Here is a 17,506-nt window from a genome sequence, read left to right as displayed (position 1 = left end):
CCACAAATCAAGCCGACGAAATAATTTTGATTATTTTAGGAACGAATTTGCGCAACCGCGGTTATCTATGAGATGATGTTTCGCACTTCACCCGAATTCGGATTTCATTTTCAAAAGTCAGGCTGGGAAATTGGCCTATTCATGTCCCCATTGATCCCGGGTACAGTTTCCCAGCCGAATTTTCCACACACACACTTCTTATGCATTCCAGACGAGAATTTATTGCGCAAAAAAAGGCCGGACAATTCGCCCGGCCTGATAAAATCTGGTATTTTCGAGACTATTGCTCGGAAGGCATCTTCACATCAACGTCAGGAACATCAACAGTGACTTCTTCGGTTCCTACTTCGATGTCAGCCGTTTCAACATCAATCTCTGGCAGAGAACCGGCATCGCCGGACACTTCTACATCCATTGATGGCATTTCGCCTTCTTCTTTTACACTTGCTTCACAAGCAGTCAAAGACAGTGCGGTAGCCGCAACAGCAACAATTGAAATTTTATTCATTAGTGAACTCCCTTCATTGGTTCAAAGGGATCAACGCTCGTCGCCATATCCAGTTCCGCACTCGCAAAATAATTTCTAGTCGCGCCCTAATCGCATCCGAAACGCATCAAGATGAAAGTAGCTCGGATCAAATTGGCATATCTCCGCCAATCGGCCGGCATCCTTGAACACAACCCAGCCTTTTTCACGTTCGATCAGTTCATCCCGCTCCAATTGCCGAAGTACCCGGTTGGTATGAATGGGCGTCAAGCCCAGCGCATCGGCAATCACGGTCTGGGTAAGCGGCATGCGGAATCCGTCTCGTGTACCCTCATCTGCTATTTGCAGCCTGCGATGCAACTCTAGTAAAAAATGGCCGATCCGTTCTCGTGCAGTCTGCTGTCCGTTGCGCACGATCTGTTCTCGCAGAAATGCTTCTTCTTGCACCTGCATCCACCAGAAAGCCAATGTCAGTCGGCCTGATTCGGTCAATAACCCCCGAAAGACTGATGGTTTGACCGACAGAGCATCCAGCGTGGTTATGGTTGATACCGAATGATCAGCTTCGGCCGCAACAAGCACCTGCAAATCAAACATATCGCCTGGAAGCAGCACGTTCAGCACCTGACGGCGCCCGTCTTCCAGCGTTTTATAACGAATGGCCCAACCGTCCTTGACGATCAAAATACTATCCAGCTCCTGCCCGGCATCTATAAGATCGGAATTGCGTTCAAACCGTTTTTCATGACCCTTAAGCTGTATGATGACGTCTTTATCGTTATCATCGAGATCGGCATAAAAGGAAATACGTCGCAAAAGCGCCTTTCGGGCCATTATTTTTTTCCATCTTCAGGAACGGGAAAAATAATCGTGCAGACCAAACCATCCGATGTCCAGTCACGATTTACCTTTCCCTGCAGGTTGCGAGTTATACTGTGGTCAATCAATGATGATCCAAAGCCCGTGCTAGCCGGGGCATCATCGCTTTTTCCGCTGCCTTGTTCGGACCAGCACAATTTGACTTGCGGTCCTGAATCGTTGGAATGGACTTCCCAATCGATATTAACCTCTCCTTCATCGGCTGCCAAAGCCCCATATTTAGCGGCATTGGTGGCCAGCTCATTCAGTACGAGAGACAGGGAGACCATCGCATTTTCCGGAAGCGTGATGTCAGGGCCGGAAGAGCGTACCCGCGGATAGGTCTGGCATAAATCCCGGACAAGGGCGGCGAATGATCCGGTGACAAAATTTGTATCGAGCAATATTTGCTGGGCCCGGTTTAGTGCTCGCAAGCGTCCGCTGATCCGTTCGATATAGTCGTCAATGGACGTGGCCGATTTTTTGGTGAGGGTCATGATCGACTGCAGCGTCGCGAATAAATTGCGGAGCCGGTGATGAAGTTCGCGTGTGTGGAGCCGCAATTTTTCCTGCTGGTCGACCGAATTGGTTATGTCCTTGTTGAGGCCGGTCAACGTATGGCGACCGTTAATCTCGATTTGATCCCCGACACCCTCGATCCAGCGTATTTCGCCAGAGGGCCATATGATGCGGAACCGCGCATCATATATCACACCAGGCTTTGCAGCTTCCGCCATCGCCTCCTGCACCGACTGACGATCATCAGGATGGATGCGATCCATCGCCTCATCAACAGTTACCAGTGATTCGCCCGCGTCTTGCCCCCAAACCTTCATATAAGCACCGGCCCACTCGATTTTGCCTGTCTCAATATCAACGCGAAAGCTCGCGGTATTGCTCAGCGCCAGTGTCAGATCTAGATTGGTACGATCCAGAGCTGCAGCTTTCTGTGCTTTTTCACGCAAGATAATTTCCCGGCGAAGTTCCATTTCGCTCATTACGATCTCGGCCATGCTTTGCAGCTGATCGAGCTGATTTTTAGTCGGTCGGTCGCGTGGTCCCGTATCTCCGATCCAGAGTGTTCCTAAAATCATCGCATTCGGTGCGACTAGGGGTGCACCTGCATAAAATTTGATAAACGGATCACCGGTCACCAGCGGGTTGCAGTCAAATCGCGAGTCTTGCGAGGCATCCTCGACAACCAATGTCTCCCCACTATCTAGAACGTGGGCGCAAATCGCAATATCTCGATGCGTCTGAGGCTCTTTCAATCCTACAGCGGATTTGAACCACTGTCTCTTGTGATCTATCAATGAGATAGATGCCATCGGCGCGCCAAAAACATCGGCCGCAAGCCTTGTCACGCGATCAAACGCGATCTCGGGCGCGCTATCCATAATGTGATATTGCGCAAGTGTTTCCAGCCGTCGATTTTCATACGACTGGTTTAGTCTGTGCTCAGGTCTGGCTATCGAGTTCATTCATGCTCCTGTTTCGGCTGAAGTGTCTGCCGCATAAAGTCACAACTATCAAATCTGAATTATGTTGCATCTCTCGGAACGAAAAGCGCTGTAATCCGTTGATTGGGCGAGACCTATTTGGATTTAAAAGCAACGAAAAGGAGAATTTTTAATGAGCGCTTACGATCGCGAAGAACTATACGACATGATTGACGATGTCGGCACCGCGATGCTTGTCACCGAAAATGAGTATGATTTGCGCAGCCGACCTATTAAAGGGAAGCTCTATCGCGATAGCGGAGAGATTTGGTTTCTTACCGAGACACCTTCAGACAAGACCGCCGAAATTGGCGCCGACAAGCAAAGCAACCTGACTTATGCTTGCCCGGAGAAAGAAACATATGTTTCGATGAGTGGGCATGCCGCTATTTGCCGCGATGCAGACAAGATTGATGACCTATGGGAACCTTGGGCCGAAGCTTGGCTGAAGTGCGATAAAGACGACCCTAAAGTCGCGGCGATTTGTTTTATACCGGAGATAGCCGAATATTGGTCCTCGCCAGAGTCTGCGCTCGTGCAAACTTGGGAACTCGCAAAAGCGAAGATAACCGGGAAGAAGCCAGAAATGGGTGACAACAAGACCATGATAATGAGCTGACAAAGACGGTCTCGGAAAGCGAAAAAAAACGTGCGGCTTTTGGACCGCACGCCTTTTTAAGGTTGTCTTGAGCAATTTCACCGGCGCGCGAGAAATGCACCTACAAGCAGTCCAATTCCTGCGGTCGCCGCGATACCGACCAATGGATTTTCCTTGATCGCTTTTTCAGCTTTGGCGCGGCCCTTGGCACCCTTTTTCACAGTAGTGGTACGCGCTTCTTCAATCTTCCCTGCGGCCTTGTCCCGTAATTCGCGCGCATTTGTTTTGGCATCTGCCGAAACTTTCTCGGTAAGCTTTGTCAAATCGTCTTTCAGTATTTTGAGGTCAGTTTTCACTGCACCCATCTCGTCGGTGTAATTACCAGTCATCAGAATACTCCTTTGGGTTGAATAAAAACTAATACGCTTGGCCAGAGCATAGGTTCCAAATAGAGTTTGCAAACCACCGCAAAAACAACGCTAAATTTGCAGTTGATTGCAACCATTGCCGATGCAAAACGTACAGGTGAGACCACGGAGTAAAATATTTATGTCACTATCCGAATCGCTAAAGCCGCATTTGCCTTACTTGCGCCGCTACGCCCGGGCTTTGACCGGTAGTCAGAAAAGCGGTGATACCTTTGTAAAAGCAACACTAGAGACCATTGTTGCCGATCCTTCAGTGATTGCCAGAGACAATGCCCGAGTGGGACTCTACAGGATTTTTTCCGGAATCTGGGAAAGCGCTAATGTCGACACCCAGACCGATGGCGAGGATGCCGACGGCCAAGATCATCTCAATAAAATTCCTCCGGTCAGCCGTCAGGTTCTTTTACTAACAGCGCTAGAGGGTTTTTCCATCAAGGATGTCGCGAAAATTGCCGACGTCGGACAAAATTCCGTCAACGGCCTGCTTGAGGATGCGATTGCTGATATTGATGAGGAAATGCGGTCCGATGTTCTGATCATCGAAGACGAAGCGCTTATTTCGATGGAACTCGAACAGATTGTGACCGATCTGGGTCATTGCGTTTGCGGTACTGCTACCACGCACAAGGGCGCTCTCGCTGCCGTCGAAAAAGCCAAGCCAAGCCTGGTGCTCGCCGATATTCAACTCGCAGACGGGAGTTCTGGCATTGATGCGGTCAATGATATTCTGAACCAATTCTCCGTACCGGTTATTTTTATTACGGCTTTTCCGGAACGCCTGTTGACAGGGGAACGCCCGGAACCAACATTTTTAATCACCAAACCGTTTCAACCCAATGCTATCCGCGCGGCGATAAGCCAGGCGCTCTTCTTCTCACCGACCAAACAGGAAGCCAAGATTTAATGAAAACTACTGAGACAGATGATATTCGCCAAGCCAGCCCTCGCAAAATGAACCGGCGGTCACTCGCATGGTCGCTTCCGCTCGCAATACTTGTGCTGGGTGCCATTGTTTTCTGGTTTGTGAGGTAGTTCGGGACCTACTGTTTCCCCGCCAGCTTTCGGGCTCAGGATGCAATCCTGTCGACGGCCCCTATAATATTTTCCAGCGCTGTTTCCGTGCTGTTGCGCGATTGATCGGGCCCGGTAAATTTGCCTGTTTCAAGGATATTTTCTAGCGTCGTGCGCGCTCTCGAAACGCGGCTCTTCATAGTGCCGATGGCACAGTTAGCTATCTCCGCTGCTTCTTCATATGAATAGCCCCCAGCGCCAACCAATATTATCGCCTCCCTCTGGTCATCGGATAATTCCATCAGACCGCGCTGCAAGTCGGCCAAGTGGATAGGGTCTTGCTGGGGCGCGGGCGCTGATAAAATCCGCTCCGCTGCTAACTCGTCATAATTGCCGGTAAATTTCTTGCGGCGCATGTTTGAGAAATAGGTATTGCGAAGGATAACGAACGTCCACGCCTTCATTGATGTGCCGGCAACAAAACGTTTGCGAGCGGACCAGGCTTTTAGCAAAGTATCCTGAACCAGATCATCCGCGAGGTCGGGATTGCCGGACAGACTTCGTCCAAAGGCCCTGAGGTGCGGGATTGTCTTAGTTAGTTCTGTCTTAAATTCTGCGCTGGGCAGAGACTGCTGTTCAGTCATTCATTTTTGATCCGGATGTGCCCGTCGCACGACCATCGTCATCTTCGTCGTCAAGCTGATCAAGCTGATCAAGCAACGCCAGCATATCGTCTGGAAGCGGCTCTTCCAATACGCTTCGATACATATTTTTCAGGCCGAGACCCAACCGCTCTTGCATGGTATTCTTACTCGTCATCAACTTGCTCTTTGATACACCCTTCGCATCATTATTTGGTGCGGGATTATCGTCATGATTATTCTGACCAACCAAACCGGCCCTCTTTCATAGTCACTTATCCTGACAACACCGACAGAACGGAAAGGTTGCATAAAAGTTTTTAGCCCAAAAGCCAATTGGCCAAAGCGATCAGAATCCATAATTTCCATTCGGAATAGCGGCCGTCATTGTTGCTATGCCGCCGACCAATAAGGGTCTCTAACCAACGTTTCTAGCACGCCCTGTGCCGGATCACGCAGAACATGATAAAATAGTGACGCCCGATTGGCTGTGTTCGGCTGGCGCTCACGTCAATTTTGATAGCCGAGCGAGCGGAAGCTATTGAAAACTTCCCGCGTTTTTGGATCGACAGACGGCTTCGCCAACATTTCCATCAATTGATCCGACAATACGGAATTCTCATATTGAAGAAAATACGATGCCATTGTCCAATCGGGAAACTGCCTACCCGAATGTTCAGTCCTAGTTAGTACAGTCATGCCGTTGTGACGATCATCCAGCCCGATAATATGTGCGCATTCGTTAACCGCAGATGCCGTGCCCTCAATCAGCTGCATGAAATTCGTGCCATTGTATGTGAGCAGGCCCGTGATTTGACTGTGTTGATTGTTGCTCTCGGCAACTCTCCGGATCGCGAGCAAGTCATCCTTCACCAGTCCCGGATCAGCGGTGCTCACATAGACCAGTGCAGTAATCAGGTCCTTGGGCACATCTATTTCCTTATGGAAGTGATCAATGATTTGAAACCCTGTATAATTCAGTGCATCTTGATCACGACTAGGCGATGGTTACAATTATTGCTCTAACCTAAGTTAGTCTAAGCCTTTTTACTCGACGGGCTGGTTATCGTTCAGCAGATCTGCCGCAGGATCGACAGCTCTTTCAGAATCAACCAGATTTTCAACGTGCTTCTCGCGTGATACATCGACCTTGGCCGTGGCTGGTTTTGTTGGTGCCTTTTCCTGTGCCGGCTTCGCGGCAGTTTGGGTTTTTCCCGTTTGTTCAAAAGGCCGGGCATCGCCGTCAAACCGCAGCCGGTAAATCGGTTCTGGCAGGGCGAAACCGGATTCCTCCAGAATATTTTTAGTCACACGAATGGCCGCGCCTCTGGCCTTGTTGAAATCACTTTCACGTTGATCGACCCAGCCGTGAAATGTGATAACGATGTTGGAATCGCCAACTTTCTGAATTTCGGCGGTAGCTTCGGGATCGTCCAAAACAAATGGCTGTTCATTGATCGCTCTTAGTCCTGTCTCGATCGCCGCTGCGGGGTCATCCTCCGCATCAACACCCAATTCGAAGGTAAACCGCCGCTGCGGGTTTGTTGAGTAATTCAGAATCTCGGCCTTGAAAACGGTGGAATTGGGAATTCGCAAATGATTGCCGTCGAGCGTCATTAATATGGTCGCACGCGAAGTCAGACGGACGACATGCCCTTCGCGATCGCCGATCAGAACGTGGTCGTTGGCCCGGAACGGCTGGCGGATGCTTAGCATGATGCTAGATACGTAGTTGTCCACCGTATCCCGAAGCGCAAAGCCCACCGCCAGACCGATGACACCGGCTCCGCCAAGCACAGCGCCAATAACAGCTGTCGCGTTCAAAATATCCAGTGCGATAAACAGGCCCATCCCGATAAATAGAACGCGCACGGTTGTCGCGACGAGTTCAGCCAGAAAAATATTGGGCGTAACCCGTTTCCAGAATCCCATGAGCGAAGCGAGAAAATGCCCGAGTAGTCCGACAATCAATGCAACCGCTAAAGCAATTCCGATCAGAGGAAGCGCAGACAGGAAACCACTGATATTGTCGCTAATCTCGTCGACAACGGGCTCCACATTGCTTCCCACTGACATGTTACGTTCAAATCCGGTTTCCACCGTGACGACTCCGGATACGCGTTGGGCTATGGCTTTGGCGCGAGCCGCTGTCGCTTCATCGGCAATCGGGCCGGACAGGTTTACTACACCTGCTTTTACGTTAATTTTTATCTCTCCCAGGCCGCCAATCTCGTCGAATATCCCCTTTAACCTGTTTGCAATGGCCTGATCCTCACTGCCTGCGACTTCGGACTCGATAATGGGCTCCGGGTCGCTTGCTCCTGACGCATCAGTCGATGCTAAATTCGGCATGGCATTTGCGGGAGTTTGTTGAATGAGAGACCAACAAAATAGGCTGCAACAGAAGATGATAAAACGGCACGGACCCAAAGTATAACTCCCAGTAGAAGATCGTTCTAAACGCGCCGCCATCGTTAAGGTTCCTCCGCGAATAAATATATATATTTGGGAACGCCGTGTCGTTTGCGCAGTTAATTGCTCATAACCACAAACGAATGAGGAAGATATGACAAACGAAAATTCAACTAAAATCTTAAACAATGTTCTTGAAACGCTGATAGACTCTGCTGAAGGATACGAAAAAGCTGCTGAAGTTGCAGATCGCGATACGTTCAAACAATTTTTCACACGCCGGGCTATTTCTCGCCGGGCAATGGCCGCTTCTGTACGAAACGAAATCGTCGGGCTCGGCGGAAAGCCAGAAGCGGACGGCACAATTCTCGCTAGCGCTCATCGGGTATTTATGAAGTTAAGTGCCGCTGTGCAGGATAATGACGAGGCTGCCATTGAGGCGGTCGATACCGGCGAAGAACATCTGCGTAAAAAAATGGACGACGCGATGGAAAACGATGATCTACTAGCCGCCGGCAAGGCCGTGCTCGGCAAATTCTTGGGAGAACTGCGTGCCGATGGCCGTTTGATCGACCACCTCGAAGAAACTACCTAATTTCGGCATGAGGCAGTTATCCCGGACATTGAGAAGAGGACTTTAACATGGAATATGGAATAATCGGATTAATCATTCTGGTGCTGGATATTTGGGCATTGCTCAACGTCTGGGGTGGAGGATCATCGGTTGGAAGCAAAATCATATGGACTGCAATCATCCTGATTCTGCCGCTTGTAGGTCTTATCCTGTGGTATTTTATCGGTCCTAGAGGTTCCGCCCGCGCTGCATAGGCGCCTATACGACGAAATAATAATAACTTAACATCAAACCTCAATGTCGGTCCTTGGGATCTGGCATTGAGGTTTTTTTCGGCTTTTGCGTATTGCCAACCGTTGGTTTCTGAGTTGGTTTTCCCTCTCTTCCTGTGGTTGCCAAAATGCAACCAAACCTTCTCTGGCGCGTAAATTTCCTGAATAATAACGAAGCACTACAGGAGATCAGCATGCGTTTCATTATCAGAACTCTGGCTGCCGGTGCCATTTCGATGGCTGCCAAGATTCTTATCAAGAAAATCCAGGATTCGAAGCGGCATGAGGACGGCACCAACGAAATTGCCTCGGCGAACCCAATAGCCACTCCCGCTAAATAATACCTGCAAAAGCATCGTCTGCCCGCTTTGGGTCGAGAATGTCATTTTCCGCCAGCCATTGCTGGACTTGAGTAAGATCTGGTGTCTGATAAATCCGCAACGTGCGGCCCGGCTTACGCAATGCGCCGATTGTAGCGATTAGCGACTGCGTTTCAGCTATTTTTGCACAGACTTTCGTTTCGGTTGATCCCAAATGTTCAGAAATCAGGTCATTGCGGATTCGACCGATGCTGTTGGTTGTTGCTTCGCCAGAAGAGGAAGATGCTTCCAGCGTAACGTCGCATTCGCTGTCAAAGCCCAAGGACCGATTGTTGAAATTGGACGATCCGACGCGAATTATCCGGTCGTCGATGATCAAGATTTTGGCGTGTACATATATTGGCGTTCCAACATCATTCACCGGATGAAAAATCCGAAATCTGTCGTGCACATCCCGCATTTTCACAGCCTCGAATAACCGTGCTCTGGTTGAATCCATGATTTCGGACTCTAGCCAGCCATCCGAGGTTTCCGGGTTGATGATGATTACCTCCGGTCCGTCCACCTCTTGCAAACGGAGGGAAATCGCCCCCGCAATTTTCGCCGAGGCGAAATACTGACTTTCGGCATAAATATATTTTTGCGCAGCACCGATCAAATCAAGATAAAGTTGCTCAATCTCGCGCGCGGGCTTTTGATCGTCCATCTCGGGCAGGGTCCGCGAAATAGCCATCGAACAATCAGAAAAATCCGGTTCAAGATCCCCTGGCCAGCAGTCGGTTCCAGAATTGCCATCGCACAGCTTCTTACCGCCTGCGTCATGCCAATGCTGTTCGGCAAACTCTGCCAAGGCTTTTGCAACATCCCCTTGCACCGCCATTGCTGCATCGTGCCAAGGTCCCGCGTCCTTGCCGTCAGGTTGTTTTCTTTCTTTCTGATCTTGCTCGTGAGCACGAGTATCCCACCGGTCATTTGTGACGTCAATGCCGCTGCAAAAAGCGGTGTCTTCATCGATAGCAACAACCTTTTGGTGATGGGCGGCCCCGGCCGGATGGTGGCCATCCAGCTTGAAGTGAACCCGCCGGTGGAAATACCAGCGAATGAGAGTCAAGAGACTACTGCCTCGAAAAAAGGATTTTATCGCGCCCGTGTTCCAGCGCAAAATATAGATGTTCAGGTCGCGATTATTCTTCAGCAACCAGTCAAAATAGTCGCCAATCCGCAGAGGACCTTCGTGCTGTTCGGTCGTGTCATGCATTTCGATCCGGGCATCAAAGTCCCAGCCGAGCAGCATGATCCGCTTGTTTGCGCGCGCCATAGACTTACGCACTGCGCGAAAATAATTTTCACCATCGATAAGAACCGAAGCGCGCTTTGCATGTTCCACGCGCCAGCAATTTTCTCCAACCTTAAAAAGATTTGGCGTAGAATCATCACTCTCCATACTGGTGGCCCTTCCCTATGCAGATCGCGCTGTAAATGGCTTCATGGTCGCCGATCAGGATATTTATTTTGTCGTTGGTACCGACTACACATTATTAGGATGTCCTGCATCCTCCATCTGAAAAATATGAGGCTTTGGACGCATGAGTAGAGGCTCCGGCATCAATGATCATTTGCGATCTTTGTTCAAGATCTTCCACTTCAGATTTATTATCCATTATGTTCGATGCCCTGACCAAAGCGCTGCGGGATGCATTGGCTGCCGCTTCAGCAAAAGTGTCCAACCAAGGTTTTGCAAGCGCAAGCACGCACAACTGGATACGTTGACGCACTTCAACAAATAAGGCGCTGTCCGCAAATGTCCATCCGACCACCGCGCCGTAAAATTCCTGCGCCGCGTCGGCATTGTCTGTCATCAGTTCATACCAGATAAAATCGCCTTGTTTATTGGGTATTGTCTGTCTCCTCTCCTATTTGTAGTCCAGCAGGGTCTCAAATCCGCCAAAGATCATGCGCTTTCCGTCCTCTCCATAAATCTGCGCATAGGTCATGCCGTCATCAAGCTGGAGCGAGGCATAGGTGTCCGCGTCATTGGTGTTGATCGCTTCGAAAAAACGTTCGACGACTTCGATGACCGCCTGCCGGTCATCTTCTTGCGCGGTGGCAGGAACGGTCCAGAACATCGGCAGGAGAGCGATCAGATATCGCATGTCAAATTTCCTTTTTGCGATTGACGCTGGCATCGATCCGGCTGAAAACCAGAAAGGTTACCAGCCCGAACAGGCTGGCCAGAGTTATCACATTCCAGAATCCGGTAACGCCGCCCCAGTCATAAACACCGCCCATCAGCGAAGACGAAACCACACGGGCCATCGAGGAAGTCGCGACCAGCAGCGAGAACTGGGTCGCCGAAATTGTATTGAGGCACATGTTCATAGCCGCCGCACAAAATATGATGAACATGGCTTGCGCAAAGATGACGTGAACAAAGACGTAAATTTGAAAGCTCAGATCGTTTAACTGGGCCGGTTTCAGCATCGAAAAGACGAGCGAGGCCAGCGCCAAAACCACAAACAGCGAGCTGCCAGTGAGCGTGGCGCCGATCTTCCTGGTGACCGCGCCAAGCACCAATACGCAAAGCAGCCCGGCAACGATTCCTGCGATACCGGCGAGCGAACTATAGCCCGTCTCGTCCCATTGCAGCACTTGCGATGCAAAGATCGGTCCTCCGACATCGAGAGCCGCATAGATGGCTCCGGTCGACATGAAGGCCGGTACGAAGAAAAACACTCGTGGCTGGAAAAACGCTTTTTTCAGGTCTTTCAGCAGAGGCAGCCACTCGCTGTGGTTCAGGGCTATACATTCCGCCGATGCCTTGCCGGCGGTCCACGGCAACATCCGCTCGCCCGGGCGTTCCCGCACGAGAATCACGATGGTCAACACCACAGCCAGAAACGCAGCAAAACAAAGCCCGACGGCGCCGATGCCGTAATATTTCAGCAACAGCCCCGCCACCGCAGCGGCGACACCGGTGCCGATAATCTGTCCGGCAAACATCACCGAATTGGCCGTGACGCGCTGTTCTTCCGGGGTTACGTCGACGGCAATCCCGTCAATGGCTGCGTCCTGAATCGTAATCGCTACATTCATGAAGAACGCGATGGCGGTCAGCAGCGCCAGTTCCTCCATGCCGGGCGCCAATATCGCAAGCACGATCAAAGACAGGATCGCACCGGCCTGTGCGGCCACCAGCCATATCCGTTTGCGGCCCATTGGCGGAAAGGTATAGCGATCCATGAACGCGCCATAGAACAGCTTGAACGTAGCCCAGGGGAGCATAGCCAAACCAATAAAGCCGCCGATTTCGCCAGCCGATGCGCCGTTTACCGCGAGCCAGGTGGGCACGGCAATTGTCCAGAGGCCAATCGGCGCGCCTTGCGAGAAATAGAGCAGGAAATAGCAGGCGTAACGGAGCGCCCGATTTTCGGTCAGGGCGAGTGATTTCGGGAAGGATGATGCGGCAAGCAAACTGTCGGTCTTTGCGTGAAGGTTTTGCATTTTTTATGTCGCCGCCCGAAGTCTGCGAAATTTGGGAAAGGTGCCGTAAGTCAGACTGCGCCAGAGCCATTCGGCGGGGCCGTAAGCGAAGTTCCTCATCCAGAAATGGCTCAATATAACCTGCGCCGCGAAGGCGATTATGCTGATGACGACTAGCACGCCCTGACCGGTATTTCCGGCCAGCCCAAGGCCCGGGCCGATATTGGTGAAGATCAGCAAGATGATGATCGTCTGGCAAAGATAGTTGGTCAGCGCCATCTGCCCGACCGGCGCAAATGGTTTGACGAGCCAGCTGAACGACGATCCGTGAAAGATAACCACCAGAGCGCAGATATAGCCAGCCGCGATCAGCGGTGTCGCAAAGGCGTGGAGGAACTGGGCCAATATTCCTGCGATGCCAAACCACGCGCCTTCAGGTTGTGCCTTCAATATTTGGGCCAGGATTTCCAGGACAAATCCGGCGACCAGCAGCCGAGCCAGATATTTTTTGAACTTCGGAAAATAGACGGCGGCGTTCTGAATCCATCCCCGGCGGGCCAGCCATGCGCCAATGAAAAACCGACCGATGACGTAAAAAAGCCAACCCAGAATGACGCCGCCCACGAAGAACAGATAAATCTGCCAGCGTGTCGTAACGGCGACCCATTCGCTGAAACTCCCCGACAGCGCCACCTCCTGTCGCCGGAGAACGGCCTCTTCGGCAAAAGCAACGCCCATTCCGGCTTCCAGTATCCCTGTCGCGCCCAGCAATATTTGCGCTACGGGTGCACCGAACAGAAACAGGATGGAACCGATACCCAGCAACATGCGGTCTGACAGGTTCCGGCAGAACAGCAGGATGAAGGCTACGACGGCGTAGATGTGCAGGATATCGAAAGCGAACACCACCCAGTGAAGCGTGCCAATGACGAGCAGGATTGCGGATCGGCGGAGATAGATGCTGCGAAAGGGCGCGCCGCGTGCTTCGAGCCTTTCCATCTGGACCCAGAAACCGAGTCCGAACAGCAACGCGAACAAGGTGTTGGCCTTGTCCGTGACCAGGATTTTCAGACCCATCAACACACTGGCATCGATATCAGCATTGGGCAAGGCTTTGAGCTGTTCCTCGGTTGCCAATATGCCCTCGCCGCCAAAGTCGGAGACATTCATCACCAGCACCCCAAAAAGGGCGAAACCACGCAAAACGTCCATGATGACATGACGCTCGCCGGATTTTGTGGGTGCTGAATCTATGGTGATGGATTTCATGACTAGCCTCCCCAGTGAACCTAGTCTCGCGCTGGCGTTGACCCTGGGGCGACTGCATCAAGTTCAAGATCAGTCGTGGGTTGCAAATCATCCGTTCCGATTTGCCGGGTCGGAAATTTTGCGATCAGGAGGATGATCACCGCTAGGATCTGAACCATCATCAGTAAGATCAGCATTTCTCTCGGTTCGGCCAGAATCGCGATTGAGCCGACCAATATACCCGCCAAGCTGATCCCCATGTTGGAGATTGCCATGAAGATCGAGAACTGGGTCGCCGAGATTGCGGGCGGGCTGAGCCGCATGTTCATCACGACCTGACTGATTCCGGTGAGGACATAAAGCAGCGTCCATCCCATGACGAAGGTTATCAATACCCGAGGATCGCTCCAATTATCCATCGACCAGACCATCCACCCCTGTAGGGTGACCGCGCAAAGATAGAACATCCAGAATGAGCGTTGCGCACCAATTTTACCGACTGCGTATCCGCCGATGACTATCGCTGCAACCGCTCCAACAATCTGCGCTGTGCCGTTTAGTGGACCTAACTGGTCCTCGGTCCAGCCGGTATGTCCGGCGGCAATCAGCGGCCCGGCGATGATGCATATCCCGTATGTCAGACCGGCGCATATCAGCACCGGCGCATAGGCCAAGCTTCGCATGGAAAACGTGTTTTTCAAAGCTTCCTTGATCAGGGAAAGCCAATTATCAGCCTGGATTGCGATATTGGCCTGCTGCGCCTCGCCCTTGGACCAGGGCAATCGACGCTCTCCGACACGTTCACGCACCCAGATGATGTGCACGGTCACCAGAATGACCAGGAAGGCGCATGCCATATAAGCGGCGCTTGCCCCGTAAGCATAGACCATCGCGCCAGTGAATGCGGCGGATGCAGCCACCCCGCTTGCCTGACCGCCCGATGCCAGCGCTCCGCCCATCGATCGCTCGTCTTCAGGAAGAATATCAACTGTCAGCCCATCGACTGCAACATCCTGAAACACTGTGGCGGAGTTCACCGCCAGCGCCACAATGCCGAGGATGAGAACGTCTTTCGCGCCCGGATTTGCAATTGCGAAGGCTACAAGCAGCGCAATCATCACGGCTTGCGCGCCCATGATCCAGACCCGCCGTCTGCCCATGGAAAGCAAAGTGTAGCGGTCCATGATGAAACCAGCGATAAATTTGAAACTCCACGGCAGCGAAGCCATGGCCACCACAAAGGCGATGTCTTGGCCAGAAGCGCCGTTCACGGCCATCCATGCGGGTATGGCGAAATCAAACAGACCAAGCGGAATGCCCTGACCCGCGTATAACAAGAATATCGTGAATAGCCGCAACTTGCGATTTTCGGCCAGAGAAATGGATGAATGCGGGCGATCCGCCAATGCAATGGATGCCAAAATCGTTCCCCCAGGAATTGTGAATTTACAAAGCTCGCGCCACCGTTTGCGTTTGAAAAAACTGTTATTCAGACTGCCCGGCGAATGACGGGTCGCAATTCATTCGCCGGACATGTGCTTGGGTAAATCCAGACACCGTCCAAAGTCCTGATGGAAAATATGATTTTTTTATGATGGACCGGAGCAAGGATTCGGGTAACACTGTGTAACATTGACGTTAAAAGCAGGGCACTAGCGGATTATTCCATGACAAATGCTCGGATATCAGAGGGAAAAAGGGAGCCGGGCGACGAACGTCTGGACGGCATTTTCTTCATCAATGATATCGCTGCCAACAAATTTGACCATAGTTTGAGACTGGATGATCAGGTTAAGCATGTTGAACCAAAAGTTATGGATTTGCTGGTTCAATTGGCCGCTGCTCCGCGTCAACCAGTCAACCGGACTGACTTGCTGGATTGCATTTGGCCTAACGGAGGGGCGGCGATGAGTCTCTGACTCGGCTAGTCTATCAGCTCCGCCGGGCGTTTAAATCTTTCCCAAGCTTTGCGGGTGCAATCAAGACCGTATCTAAATTTGGATACCGACTGGACGCATCGATAGAAGGCAAGGTTACGAATACGGAAACCACCAGACTGTTTGAGGTACCGGCGCGCGAATATAATCTGTCCATCGCAATCCTGCCGATTGCCGATCACAACGCAGATGTCGAAAATAGGTATCTCGCTGATGGCATGAGCCGGGATTTAACCAGCCTGCTCGCTACCACTCCCATGCTGTTCGTTACGCCTCATAGTTCAGTAAGGGCGCTCGGTGATGACAATATACCGCCGGCAAAAATTGCCGGAATGCTCGGCTGCCGGTTTCTTTTGTCCGGCAGTTTCCGAAGGAACGGCAATGACATAAGGCTACGCTTCGAACTCGTCGACACGATTGATTCATCACTGGCCTGGTCGGAAAAATATAATACCGTTCTCGACCAGTTTTTCGAAGTCCAGAGCGATGTCCTGCTCAATGTTTCAACCGCCATTTCCGCGCAGGTTCGATTTGCGCTGGAACCGCCAGTGGTTACTTCCCGGCCCTTTCAAAATGATGTGTACCGGATATTGCAGACGGCGGAAACGCTCAGATACAGCTATGGCAAGGATAGCGCTCTCGAGATCACCCGACTTTTGCGCGAAGGGCTGAAAATAACGCCTGACCATGCAGCCTTGCGCGCCGGTCTGTCTGTGCAGCTCAGCCAGAATGTGGTCAGCCAGTGGGAAGATGATCCCAAGTCAGCCGAACAAATCGCTTTTGAGCATATCGGGGCGGCGCTGGCAAAGGAGCCGTCCAATCCTGAAGTCATTGCCGCTGCAGGAATCGTAAACGCGATGTTCCACCGTCAGTCGGAAGCCATCGGTTTTTTAAGGCGAGCGGTAGAACTGGATCCCAATAATGCGCATGCCCTGGCGATGCTGGGCTGGCAAATGTGTCTGGTGGAAAGCGATCCGAACGGTATTGCCTTAATAGAATCCGCCGAGTATCGCGCACCACATCATCCGCGCTTTGGACTATGGGCGACCTACCGCGCTACTGGTCATTTGTTTCTGCTGCATTACGCATCAGCGGTACCAGCCTGCAAACAGGCCATATCCCGCACGCCCAACTACTATCAGCCCCGCCTCTCGCTGGCGTGGGCACTGCTCGGTCTGGGAGACCGAAAAGGTGCCGAGGACTCTATTCGGGAGGCTGAAAAATTTGAGGGAGTGGGGATCACCCGCAAATTTGTCGAAGAAGTTAAGCAATGGACAAACAATTCTCCCAATGCAGCCAAATGCGCGACAGCGCTTGATAACCTGATCCCGCTATCGGGCAATTTGGAATGATCATTAAACCCGCTCTCGGCTCGAAAGCGGGTAATCAAGTTTTGATCTAGAAATCACCGAGTCCTGTTTCTTGAAGATGCGACAGGATAATTTTCGAAAGTTGAGGAATCGAACCTTTTTACATTTGGACACTGATGGTATCGGCGATGGATCGGCAACCTGGCACCTATATTTTATGCTTATTTATCTGATGTGTAGACCTTGTTTTCGATTCCCGTAGGGACCGTTTTTCCGGTTCAAGATTGCATCCGGGGGATGCAATCCCGAAAAAATCCCGCAACACGCGCACGGGCTTGATACCCACGCAACGATCATTCCTTGATTCCAGTTCCTTTCGATTGAATCTGACCCAGCTTGCACATTTAAAGCCAAGTTCCATCGGCCGCCCG

21 protein-coding genes are annotated in these 17,506 nt (G+C 51.5%); 7 read left to right on the top strand and 14 right to left on the bottom strand.

All coding sequences use genetic code 11. The features are described from left to right. Positions 1 to 280: 280 nt before the first annotated feature. The 3 genes from HF685_RS14225 to HF685_RS14215 form a co-directional block, all read right to left on the bottom strand. A complete protein-coding gene (locus HF685_RS14225; RefSeq protein WP_168820555.1) occupies positions 281 to 508 on the bottom strand; it encodes a hypothetical protein in 228 nt (75 codons plus the stop codon). A gap of 75 nt (positions 509 to 583) precedes the next feature. Beyond that, positions 584 to 1,321: a Crp/Fnr family transcriptional regulator gene (locus tag HF685_RS14220; protein WP_168820554.1), complete on the bottom strand. Its 738-nt coding sequence runs from the start codon at positions 1,319 to 1,321 to the stop codon at positions 584 to 586. Continuing rightward, complete coding sequence (locus HF685_RS14215) at positions 1,321 to 2,826, bottom strand: sensor histidine kinase (RefSeq protein WP_168820553.1); 1,506 nt, start codon at positions 2,824 to 2,826, stop codon at positions 1,321 to 1,323. The genes HF685_RS14220 and HF685_RS14215 overlap by 1 nt, the downstream gene beginning before the upstream one ends. 151 nt (positions 2,827 to 2,977) lie before the next feature. Here HF685_RS14215 and HF685_RS14210 point away from each other — a divergent pair, with 151 nt between their 5' ends. Further along, positions 2,978 to 3,463, top strand: a complete 486-nt coding sequence (locus tag HF685_RS14210; RefSeq protein WP_168820552.1) for a pyridoxamine 5'-phosphate oxidase family protein — start codon at positions 2,978 to 2,980, stop codon at positions 3,461 to 3,463. A 77-nt stretch (positions 3,464 to 3,540) separates the two neighbouring features. Here the strand turns inward: HF685_RS14210 and HF685_RS14205 are convergent, their stop codons facing one another. Continuing rightward, positions 3,541 to 3,831, bottom strand: coding sequence for an ElaB/YgaM/YqjD family protein (locus HF685_RS14205; protein WP_168820551.1), 291 nt, complete (start codon positions 3,829 to 3,831; stop codon positions 3,541 to 3,543). A gap of 160 nt (positions 3,832 to 3,991) precedes the next feature. Here HF685_RS14205 and HF685_RS14200 point away from each other — a divergent pair, with 160 nt between their 5' ends. Then, entirely contained in the window at positions 3,992 to 4,774 is a 783-nt protein-coding gene (locus tag HF685_RS14200; RefSeq protein WP_168820550.1) for a response regulator, read from the top strand. 163 nt (positions 4,775 to 4,937) lie between these two features. Here the strand turns inward: HF685_RS14200 and HF685_RS14195 are convergent, their stop codons facing one another. The 4 genes from HF685_RS14195 to HF685_RS14180 form a co-directional block, all read right to left on the bottom strand. After that, complete coding sequence (locus HF685_RS14195; protein WP_168820549.1) at positions 4,938 to 5,525, bottom strand: sigma-70 family RNA polymerase sigma factor; 588 nt, start codon at positions 5,523 to 5,525, stop codon at positions 4,938 to 4,940. Further along, complete coding sequence (locus HF685_RS14190) at positions 5,518 to 5,700, bottom strand: NepR family anti-sigma factor (RefSeq protein WP_168820548.1); 183 nt, start codon at positions 5,698 to 5,700, stop codon at positions 5,518 to 5,520. The genes HF685_RS14195 and HF685_RS14190 overlap by 8 nt, the downstream gene beginning before the upstream one ends. Positions 5,701 to 6,032: 332 nt before the next feature. Beyond that, positions 6,033 to 6,452 carry a BLUF domain-containing protein gene (locus HF685_RS14185; protein WP_168820547.1) on the bottom strand — a complete coding sequence of 140 codons (420 nt, stop codon included), beginning with the start codon at positions 6,450 to 6,452 and terminating at the stop codon, positions 6,033 to 6,035. 117 nt (positions 6,453 to 6,569) lie between these two features. After that, a complete protein-coding gene (locus HF685_RS14180; protein ID WP_168820546.1) occupies positions 6,570 to 7,874 on the bottom strand; it encodes a mechanosensitive ion channel family protein in 1,305 nt (434 codons plus the stop codon). Between the two features lie 214 nt (positions 7,875 to 8,088). Here HF685_RS14180 and HF685_RS14175 point away from each other — a divergent pair, with 214 nt between their 5' ends. The 3 genes from HF685_RS14175 to HF685_RS14165 all read left to right on the top strand — a co-directional run bounded on the left by HF685_RS14175 (position 8,089) and on the right by HF685_RS14165 (position 9,121). Beyond that, positions 8,089 to 8,529 (top strand): ferritin-like domain-containing protein, encoded by a 441-nt coding sequence (locus tag HF685_RS14175; protein ID WP_168820545.1) that lies wholly within the window; start codon positions 8,089 to 8,091, stop codon positions 8,527 to 8,529. A gap of 47 nt (positions 8,530 to 8,576) precedes the next feature. Further along, positions 8,577 to 8,762 (top strand): PLDc N-terminal domain-containing protein, encoded by a 186-nt coding sequence (locus tag HF685_RS14170; protein WP_168820544.1) that lies wholly within the window; start codon positions 8,577 to 8,579, stop codon positions 8,760 to 8,762. 212 nt (positions 8,763 to 8,974) lie between these two features. Next, complete coding sequence (locus HF685_RS14165) at positions 8,975 to 9,121, top strand: hypothetical protein (RefSeq protein WP_168820543.1); 147 nt, start codon at positions 8,975 to 8,977, stop codon at positions 9,119 to 9,121. On the opposite strand, the gene HF685_RS14160 is transcribed toward HF685_RS14165, so the two are convergent. The 6 genes from HF685_RS14160 to HF685_RS14135 all read right to left on the bottom strand — a co-directional run bounded on the left by HF685_RS14160 (position 9,114) and on the right by HF685_RS14135 (position 15,249). After that, the gene (locus tag HF685_RS14160) at positions 9,114 to 10,487 is read right to left on the bottom strand and encodes a phospholipase D-like domain-containing protein (protein ID WP_246218635.1); all 1,374 of its coding nucleotides are present in this window, start codon (positions 10,485 to 10,487) and stop codon (positions 9,114 to 9,116) included. The genes HF685_RS14165 and HF685_RS14160 overlap by 8 nt on opposite strands. Positions 10,488 to 10,638: 151 nt before the next feature. Next, positions 10,639 to 10,959: a VOC family protein gene (locus tag HF685_RS16760; RefSeq protein WP_211051228.1), complete on the bottom strand. Its 321-nt coding sequence runs from the start codon at positions 10,957 to 10,959 to the stop codon at positions 10,639 to 10,641. Between the two features lie 54 nt (positions 10,960 to 11,013). Continuing rightward, the gene (locus HF685_RS14150) at positions 11,014 to 11,253 is read right to left on the bottom strand and encodes a Cif family virulence factor (protein ID WP_168820541.1); all 240 of its coding nucleotides are present in this window, start codon (positions 11,251 to 11,253) and stop codon (positions 11,014 to 11,016) included. Between the two features lies 1 nt (position 11,254). Continuing rightward, the gene (locus tag HF685_RS14145) at positions 11,255 to 12,601 is read right to left on the bottom strand and encodes an MFS transporter (protein WP_168820540.1); all 1,347 of its coding nucleotides are present in this window, start codon (positions 12,599 to 12,601) and stop codon (positions 11,255 to 11,257) included. Positions 12,602 to 12,604: 3 nt separating this feature from the next. After that, positions 12,605 to 13,849 carry a DUF418 domain-containing protein gene (locus HF685_RS14140; protein ID WP_168820539.1) on the bottom strand — a complete coding sequence of 415 codons (1,245 nt, stop codon included), beginning with the start codon at positions 13,847 to 13,849 and terminating at the stop codon, positions 12,605 to 12,607. Positions 13,850 to 13,869: 20 nt separating this feature from the next. After that, positions 13,870 to 15,249 carry an MFS transporter gene (locus HF685_RS14135; protein ID WP_168820538.1) on the bottom strand — a complete coding sequence of 460 codons (1,380 nt, stop codon included), beginning with the start codon at positions 15,247 to 15,249 and terminating at the stop codon, positions 13,870 to 13,872. Between the two features lie 246 nt (positions 15,250 to 15,495). Between HF685_RS14135 and HF685_RS14130 the strand changes: the two genes are divergently transcribed. Beyond that, a complete protein-coding gene (locus HF685_RS14130; RefSeq protein WP_168820537.1) occupies positions 15,496 to 15,747 on the top strand; it encodes a winged helix-turn-helix domain-containing protein in 252 nt (83 codons plus the stop codon). Between the two features lie 236 nt (positions 15,748 to 15,983). Beyond that, positions 15,984 to 17,117, top strand: coding sequence for a tetratricopeptide repeat protein (locus HF685_RS14125; protein WP_168820536.1), 1,134 nt, complete (start codon positions 15,984 to 15,986; stop codon positions 17,115 to 17,117). Positions 17,118 to 17,506 lie beyond the last annotated feature (389 nt).

Origin of the sequence: Parasphingorhabdus halotolerans (assembly GCF_012516475.1) — a bacterium.
GTDB classification, from domain to species: Bacteria; Pseudomonadota; Alphaproteobacteria; order Sphingomonadales; family Sphingomonadaceae; genus Parasphingorhabdus; species Parasphingorhabdus halotolerans.
This window is presented reverse-complemented; position numbering and strand designations above follow the sequence as displayed.